Genomic DNA, 7,123 nt, shown 5'->3' with positions numbered 1-7,123 from the left:
GGGCCAGGTAGTACATCATCTCCGCCGCGCCGAGCGTGCTGACGTGCGGGGAATCCCAGATCCGCCGGACCGAGGGTTTCGCGAGCGGAGCGGCGCCGCTCGAGGAAGCCGTCGGTGGGCGTGGGCTGGGCGGCCGGGCGAGCTCTCTGCTCGGCCGCCCGGTCACCGCGGGGGAGTTGTTCGCGCTGGCCAAGGAGAACGTCGAGGCCAAGGAGCTGGTCACGGCCGCGCTCGACGAACTGTCGATGCACGTGGCCAACCTGGCGATCGCCCTGGACCCGCAACGCATCGCGGTCGGCGGCGGGCTCGTGCGCTCGGCGGACGTGCTGCTGCCGGCGTTGGCGGACCGCCTCGCGCACGCGGTGCCGTTCCCGCCCGAGCTGGTGGCGGCCCGCTTCGACCAGGACGCTGCGCTGCTGGGTGCGGTGGCGCTGGCGCTGGGCGGGTAGGCGTCCGGGTGGTGTGCCGGTGCCCCGACCCGGCACACCACCCGGCTTCAGGCTCGGGCGGCGGCCAGTTCTTCGGTCCTGCGGAACGCCGCGGGGGAGAGCTGGAACCACACGAGGACCGCGCTGACGGCCTGGACGCCGGCGCCCATCACCCAGACCGCGCGCAGGCCGAAGTGCGCCGCGACCAGGCCGCCGGCCAGGGCACCGAGCGGGGTCAGGCCCCAGGCCAGCGCCCGGTGGCTGGTGAGCACCCGGCCCAGCAGCGGCGCCGGCGTGAAGCGCTGGCGGCTCGACTGCGAGCAGACGTTCCAGATCAGCACGGTCGCCGTCAGCGAGATCAGCACGGCACCGACCAGCGGCGGCCACGGCGGGACGATCGCGATCAGCAGCGTCACCACGGCACCGAAGCTCTGCGAAAACCGCATCGACCACGAGTAGCCGAGCCGGTCCACCACCTTCTGCACCACGAACGACGACGCGACCCAGCCGACGGCGAGGCAGGCGAGCAGCAGGCCGTAGCCGACCGGGCCGACGTGCAGGACCTGCGTCGCGTAGAGGACGAACATCGAGTTGCCGGCGCTCGCGGCGAACGAGCCGAGGGCGACGTTGATCGTGATCGACCGCAGCAGCGGCGTGCGCACCAGGTGCCGCAGCCCGCCGGAGAGGTCCCGCAGCGGGTGCGTCGTCGCGGCCACCACGGACTCGGACGGGATCCGGCGGGCCAGCAGCACGGCGAGGAGCGCACAGCCGGCGGCCAGCCACGAAGGCGCCCCGGCGGCGACGGCGATCAGGAACCCGGTCAGCGGCGGCACGACGAACCGCACCACGCCCTGGTCGATCACCGTGAGCCGCGCGTTGGCGTGGGCGAGCCGTTCAGGGCCGACGACGTCGGGGACGAGCGCACCGCTGGCGCCATCCCCGAGCACCCGCGCCGAGGTGATGACGAAGGCGACGACCAGCAGCACGGGCAGGCTGAGCACCCCGGCGGAGGCGACGGCGGCGAGCACCACGGCAGACCCGGTGAGCACGGCATAGGCCCAGGCCAGCACGGTGGTCCGCCGCACCCGGTCGATGAGCACCCCGGCGAACAGGGACAGCAGCAGCCACGGCGCTTCCCCGACGACGTTGATCAGCGAGACCTCGCGCGGATCGGTGGTGACGGAAACCGCCAGCAGCGGGATGGCGGCCAGCAGAAGGCCTTCGGCGGACGAACCGGACACCGCGACGGCCTGCAGCCGCACCCACCTGGACGCCATGAGCCCGAGCTTGCCGAAGCGATCGGTGAATTCCAACCGATTTACCGGTCAGGGGTGGGAAAAGGTCAGCGGCGCACCCGGGTCGATTCGCGGACGACCAGCTCCGGGGTGAAGACGACGGCCTGCCGTTCGGGTTTCGTGTCCGACGTCTCCGCCAGCAGCAGTTCCGCGGCCGTGCGGCCGAGGCGGCGAGCGGGCTGGCGGACCGACGTCAGGGGGACCGCCGCCGCGGCCGCGAACTCGATGTCGTCGTAGCCGACGATCGCCATCTCGTCCGGGACGCGCACGCCCGCGCCGACCATCGCCTGCAGCACGCCTAGGGCGAGGAGGTCGTTCGCGCAGAAGACCGCCGTCGGCCGCGGGCTCGTGCCGAGCAGGCGTGCACCGGCGTCGCGGCCGGAAGGGACGTCGAGGCCGATCGCCTCCAGCACGGTCAGTTCCGCTCCGGAGCCGGCCAGCGCGGTGCGCAGGCCCTGCTCGCGGTCGCGGCACTGGGCGAGGATGGCGGGGCCGTTGACGAAGGCGATCCGCCGGTGCCCGGTCTCCAGCAGGTGCCGTCCGCCGAGCGCGCCGCCGGCGACGTCGTCGACCGACACCGAGCTCGCCTCCGACGCCGGGGCCTTGCGGTCCACGAAGACGTACGGCGTGCCGGTGCGCCGGAAGGTCCGCAGCGCCTCGCCGGACGTCGCGACCGGGCTCAGCAGCACCCCGCGCACCCGCTGCTCGGCGAACATCGCCAGGTAGGACGCTTCCAGCTCGGACCGCTGCCCGCTGTTGCAGGTGATGATGTTGAGGCCCTCGGCGTGCGCGGCCTGCTCGGCCCCGCGGGCGACGTCGACGAAGAAGGGGTTCCCGAGATCGAGCACGAGCAGCCCCATGACGCGGCTGCGCCCGGCCCGCAGCTGCCGCGCGGACTCGTCCCGCACGTACCCGAGCTCCTCGATCACCGAAAGCACGCGGCTGCGTGTGGCGGCCGCGACGACGTGCGGCCGGTTGACCACATTGGACACCGTGCCGATGGAGACGCCCGCGCGCTTGGCGACGTCCTTGATGCCGACCACCGGACCCCCTCGTTGAGACGTGCGAGCCTACCACGATCTGAAACGTTTCAGGAGCCGATTACCGACGTTGGTCGGATGATCGCGCCGCTAGGCTCGGGCCGGGTGTGCCTGCCACGGGGAGGAGTCCGGGTGCGGATCTTCACGATCGTCCTGTCACTGGTGCTGACGTGGGTGTTCGCCGGGGCGATCGCCTCGGCTGCGCCCATTGTGGAAGGCGACACCGACAATCCCGTCACCGCCGCGCCGGGCGTCACCCGGCCCGGTACGCCGCACTGCACCGTCACGCTCGCCGACGGCTTCCGCTCGAACGCCGCCGATGGCAGCCCGCAGTACTACGAAGGCACCCTCACCCCGCCCAAGGCCTGCCCCGGGCCGTGGGCGAAGGTCGTCATGGATCAGACCGTCACCGTCAGCGGACGGCAGTACGACCGGATCGGCGACCTGCGGATCGGCGGTACCGAGGTCTGGTGGGGGACGACCGAGGAGCCCAGCGGCGAGGGCCGCCGCGCGATCACCTACCACTTCGACAAGGACCTGACGCCGTACTCCGCGCTGCTGCGGACCCCGCAGCCCTTCCACGGCGGTGTCGAGAACTACACCTCGCCGATCTACACCGGCGTCTACGCCCAGACCGTGACGCTCACCTACTACCAGGCCGATCCCCGGCACCCCGCGCCCGAGACGCCTGCCCACGTCGCCGGGTTCGGGCACGCCGACGCGACGCCCGCCGCGCCCACCGTGCACTTCACCGCCCAGGCCCTGCCGCGCAACATCACCCGCGCCTACCTCGAGGTCACCCTCGAAGGCCACGCCTGCGACGAGCAGTGGTTCGACGACGTCCCCGACGAGGTGGCCGCGAAGTACCCCGCGGCCGGCCTCTGCGGGAAGGGGCCGTACCGCGAGGCGAACTTCGCGATCGACGGGATCGCCGCCGGGAGCGCGTTCACCTTCCCGCACATCTACTCCGGCGGGATCGTGCCGCAGCTGTGGCGGCCGGTCGTCGCGATCGACACCTTCAGCCTGCACGCCGAGACCTACGACGTCACGCCGTTCGCGGGCCGTCTCGTCGACGGCAGTACCCATGACCTCTCGTTCTCCTTCCCGGACATCGGCGGCGAATTCACCGTCGTCCCGACGCTACTGCTCTACACCGACAAAAACGCGGCGCAGACGTCCGGAGCCCTCATCCAGCACGACGTCGCGGCCGCGCCGGCCCGGCAGACGACGGTCAAGGACATCTCCGGCGGCGTGAACGTCACGGTCACGGCCAAGCGACACGACGTCACGGCCGGCTACGTCGACACCTCCGCCGGCCGGGTGTACACCCGCGTCGAGCGCACCCGCGACTACCGCAACAGCGACGACGTCACCGGCGGCGGCTTCACCCAGCACGTCGTGCAGGCGGACTCCGGGCAGCAGACGTCGACGTCCACAGTGGACGACTTGGTCCGCGCGACGAGGCACACGTGGTCCTACCCGCTGACCACGGACGCGACGGCGAACATCACCGACGACCAGAACCTGCGGATCTCCGGCTCGGTGGGCATGACGAAGATCCTCGGCGACGCCACCGGCGACGGCCGGAACTGGCGGCCGGTGAACGCGTCGCGGGAGTGGCTGGCTTCATCCGGGGTGCTGGCCCGCACGAACGGCGTGAACACCGAAGCCGACGGCCGCTCGAAGACGCTCTTCACCGGCTCGGACGACCTCGGCCGGCCATACTTCCACTACGTCGCGAGCGAGCACGGGTTGATCACCGAGAACCGGGAACTGCCACCGCACTGACTAGGCTGCCGCCATGGCTTCCGGTCAGGTCTCGGTCTGGGTACCGATCGTCGTGGGCGTCATCGGCCTGGTCGGGGTCGTCACGGGCCAGTTGATCAACAGCCGCCGGGAAGACCGGCGGTGGGAGCGGGAAGCCGCGCGGGAGGAACTGCGGCACCGGCGAGAGGTCGAACGCCTGGCCGCCGAGCGCGCCCACGCGATCACGCTGCACTGGTCGCAGGAGCGCAAGGACGCCTACGCCGGTCTGCTCAAGGAGACCGGCGAGTACCTGAGCGAGCTGCTCAAGTGTATGGAGGCAGTGGCGCGTGGCGAAACGCCCGGTGAGTCCATGAAACTCATGGGCGAGCATGCGCACGCCGCCGCGTCCTTCCACGCGGCGGTCGACATCCTCGCCTCGCCCCGCATTCGCGCGCTGGCCGACGATCTCGTGCAGGCTGCGGTCGGCGCGCGGATCACCGTCAGCTCCTCCACGGGCATGGACGTCCGCTCCCGGGAGGTGGCTCTGCGCGAGGCCGAGCGCGCCAGGGACGCGTTCCTGGCGGAAGTCCGCGCGGAACTCGGCGTCGACACCCCGGCCGGATAGGGTCCGGCCCATGACCGAACCCGCCTTCGTGACCGAGACCCGGATCGCCTACGACACCGTCGCCGGCTCCTACGCCGAGCAGTTGCGGGACCTGCTCGACGAGAGCCCCTGGGACCGGGCGATTCTGACCACCTTCGCCGAACTGGTCGGGACGAGCGGCCCGGTCGGTGATCTCGGCTGCGGCCCGGGCCGGCTGACCGGGTACCTGGCCTCGCTCGGGCTGGACGTGTTCGGCGTCGACCTCTCGCCCGGCATGGTCGAGGTGGCCCGGCGGACGCACCCGGCGCTGCGCTTCGAGGTCGGTTCGATGGCCGCCCTCGACCTCGGCGACGGCCACCTGGCCGGGGCGGTGGCGTGGTACTCGCTGATCCACACCCCGCCGGCCGAACTGCCGCCGGTGGTGGCGGAGCTGGCGCGGGTGCTGGCGCCCGGCGGCCGGCTGCTGACCGGGTTCCAGGTCGGCGACGAGCGCCGGCACATCACGCACGGCTACGGCCACGACGTCTCCTTCGACGCCTACCGGTTGCCGCCGGACTACGTGGCCGACCTGTGCGTCGCCGCCGGGCTGGTGGTGGAAGCGCGGCTGGTCCGGGAACCGCACGGTCCGTACGAGAAGACGCCGCAGGCGTACCTGCTGGCCCGCAAGCCGGCGTGAACCCCGTCTCGCCTTCCCTCACCCGATCGGGCTAGTACGGTACTGTCGGTCCCATGGGGAGTCTCCGCTCACGGGTCCTGGGCTGGGTCGGCCGGCGCTACCTCGCCCGGCAGTCGAAAAAGGGCTTCGACCTCGAAAAGATGTCGTCGATCCTGCCCGATTCGGCGCTGCTGCCGCTGAAGCGGGACGGCCTCGACCCGGTCCCCGCGATGGCCGCGCAGCGCAGCGAGGCGCCGATCGGCAAGCTCGACCTGCCGTTCGGGATGAACGCCTGGCTCGTCACCGGCTACGACGAGGCGAAGGCCGTCCTCGGGAAGGCCACCGGGTTCTCCAGCGACTTCGGCAACCTCGTCGGCAACGCCGGCGTGACCGCCGACCAGAACCCGGGCGGCCTCGGCTTCGCGGACCCGCCGGTGCACACGCGGCTGCGGAAGCTGCTGACGCCGGAGTTCACCATGCGCCGGCTCGGCCGGCTGGCCCCGCGCATCGACGAGATCGTCGCCGAGCAGCTCGACGCGATGGCCGCGGCCGACGGCCCGGTCGACCTGTGGCAGGCGTTCGCGCTGCCGATCCCGTCGCTGACCATCTGTGAGCTGCTCGGCGTGTCCTATGAGGACCGCGAGGACTTCCAGCGGCTGAGCACCGCCCGCTTCGACCTCTTCGGCGGCGCGGGCGCCTCGCTCGGCGCGATGTCGGAGTCGCTGACGTACCTGCTCGACATCGTCAAGAAGCAGCGCGAACAGCCCGGGGACGGCCTGCTCGGCATGCTGATCAAGGAACACGGCGACGAGATCGACGACCGCGAGCTGGCCGGCCTGGCCGACGGCGTGCTCACCGGCGGCCTGGAGACCACGGCGAGCATGCTGGCGCTCGGCGCGCTGGTGCTGCTGCGCGACGAGAAGGCGATGGACGCCGTCCGCGGCGACGACGAATCCGTGCACCGCTTCGTCGAGGAGCTCCTGCGCTACCTGACCGTGGTGCAGATGGCGTTCCCCCGGTTCGCCAAGGAGGACATGGAGATCGGCGGCGTGCGCATCGCCGAGGGCGACATCGTGCTGGTGTCGCTGTCGGCGGCCGACCGTGACCCGAAGCTGGGCGCGGACATGGAGACGTTCGACGCGACCCGCGAGCCGACGTCGCACCTGGCGTTCAGCTACGGCATCCACCGCTGCATCGGCGCGGAGCTGGCCCGGATGGAACTGCGCACGGCGTACCCGGCGCTCGTCCGCCGCTTCCCGAACCTGCGGCTCGCGGTGCCGGAGGAGCGGCTGTCGTTCCGCAAGGTGTCCATTGTGTACGGTCTGGACGAGCTGCCGGTGCTGGTGGACTGACGC

The 7,123-nt window shown here is 71.8% G+C and carries 6 protein-coding genes and 1 pseudogene; 5 read left to right on the top strand and 2 right to left on the bottom strand.

The window, feature by feature from the left end; genetic code table 11:
* Positions 1-68: 68 nt before the first annotated feature.
* Positions 69-449, top strand: a pseudogene (locus ACWDN5_RS22455) (ROK family protein); the annotation flags it as partial.
* 47 nt (positions 450-496) lie between these two features.
* Here the strand turns inward: ACWDN5_RS22455 and ACWDN5_RS22450 are convergent.
* Entirely contained in the window at positions 497-1,705 is a 1,209-nt protein-coding gene (locus tag ACWDN5_RS22450; protein ID WP_449677647.1) for an MFS transporter, read from the bottom strand.
* 65 nt (positions 1,706-1,770) lie between these two features.
* On the bottom strand, positions 1,771-2,766 hold the full coding sequence (locus ACWDN5_RS22445) for a LacI family DNA-binding transcriptional regulator (RefSeq protein ID WP_310975520.1): 996 nt from the start codon (positions 2,764-2,766) through the stop codon (positions 1,771-1,773).
* 129 nt (positions 2,767-2,895) lie between these two features.
* Here ACWDN5_RS22445 and ACWDN5_RS22440 point away from each other — a divergent pair, with 129 nt between their 5' ends.
* The 4 genes from ACWDN5_RS22440 to ACWDN5_RS22425 are packed head-to-tail and all read left to right on the top strand — an operon-like array spanning position 2,896 to position 7,120.
* On the top strand, positions 2,896-4,551 hold the full coding sequence (locus tag ACWDN5_RS22440; protein ID WP_449677646.1) for a peptide-N4-asparagine amidase: 1,656 nt from the start codon (positions 2,896-2,898) through the stop codon (positions 4,549-4,551).
* 13 nt (positions 4,552-4,564) lie between these two features.
* Entirely contained in the window at positions 4,565-5,134 is a 570-nt protein-coding gene (locus tag ACWDN5_RS22435; RefSeq protein WP_449677645.1) for a hypothetical protein, read from the top strand.
* Between the two features lie 10 nt (positions 5,135-5,144).
* Positions 5,145-5,789, top strand: a complete 645-nt coding sequence (locus ACWDN5_RS22430) for a class I SAM-dependent DNA methyltransferase (protein WP_449677644.1) — start codon at positions 5,145-5,147, stop codon at positions 5,787-5,789.
* A 53-nt stretch (positions 5,790-5,842) separates the two neighbouring features.
* On the top strand, positions 5,843-7,120 hold the full coding sequence (locus ACWDN5_RS22425) for a cytochrome P450 (protein ID WP_310975526.1): 1,278 nt from the start codon (positions 5,843-5,845) through the stop codon (positions 7,118-7,120).
* The last annotated feature ends 3 nt before the right edge of the window (positions 7,121-7,123 follow it).

The organism is Amycolatopsis sp. NPDC003731 (genome assembly GCF_053586895.1).
This window is presented reverse-complemented; position numbering and strand designations above follow the sequence as displayed.

What these genes read in the sequence shown, in the direction of transcription:
- ACWDN5_RS22450 (WP_449677647.1), bottom strand. Translation starts at nt 1,705, where the DNA reads ATGGCGTCCAGGTGGGTGCGGCTGCAGGCCGTCGCGGTGTCCGGTTCG.
- ACWDN5_RS22435 (WP_449677645.1), top strand. Translation starts at nt 4,565, where the DNA reads ATGGCTTCCGGTCAGGTCTCGGTCTGGGTACCGATCGTCGTGGGCGTC.
- ACWDN5_RS22430 (WP_449677644.1), top strand. Translation starts at nt 5,145, where the DNA reads ATGACCGAACCCGCCTTCGTGACCGAGACCCGGATCGCCTACGACACC.
- ACWDN5_RS22425 (WP_310975526.1), top strand. Translation starts at nt 5,843, where the DNA reads ATGGGGAGTCTCCGCTCACGGGTCCTGGGCTGGGTCGGCCGGCGCTAC.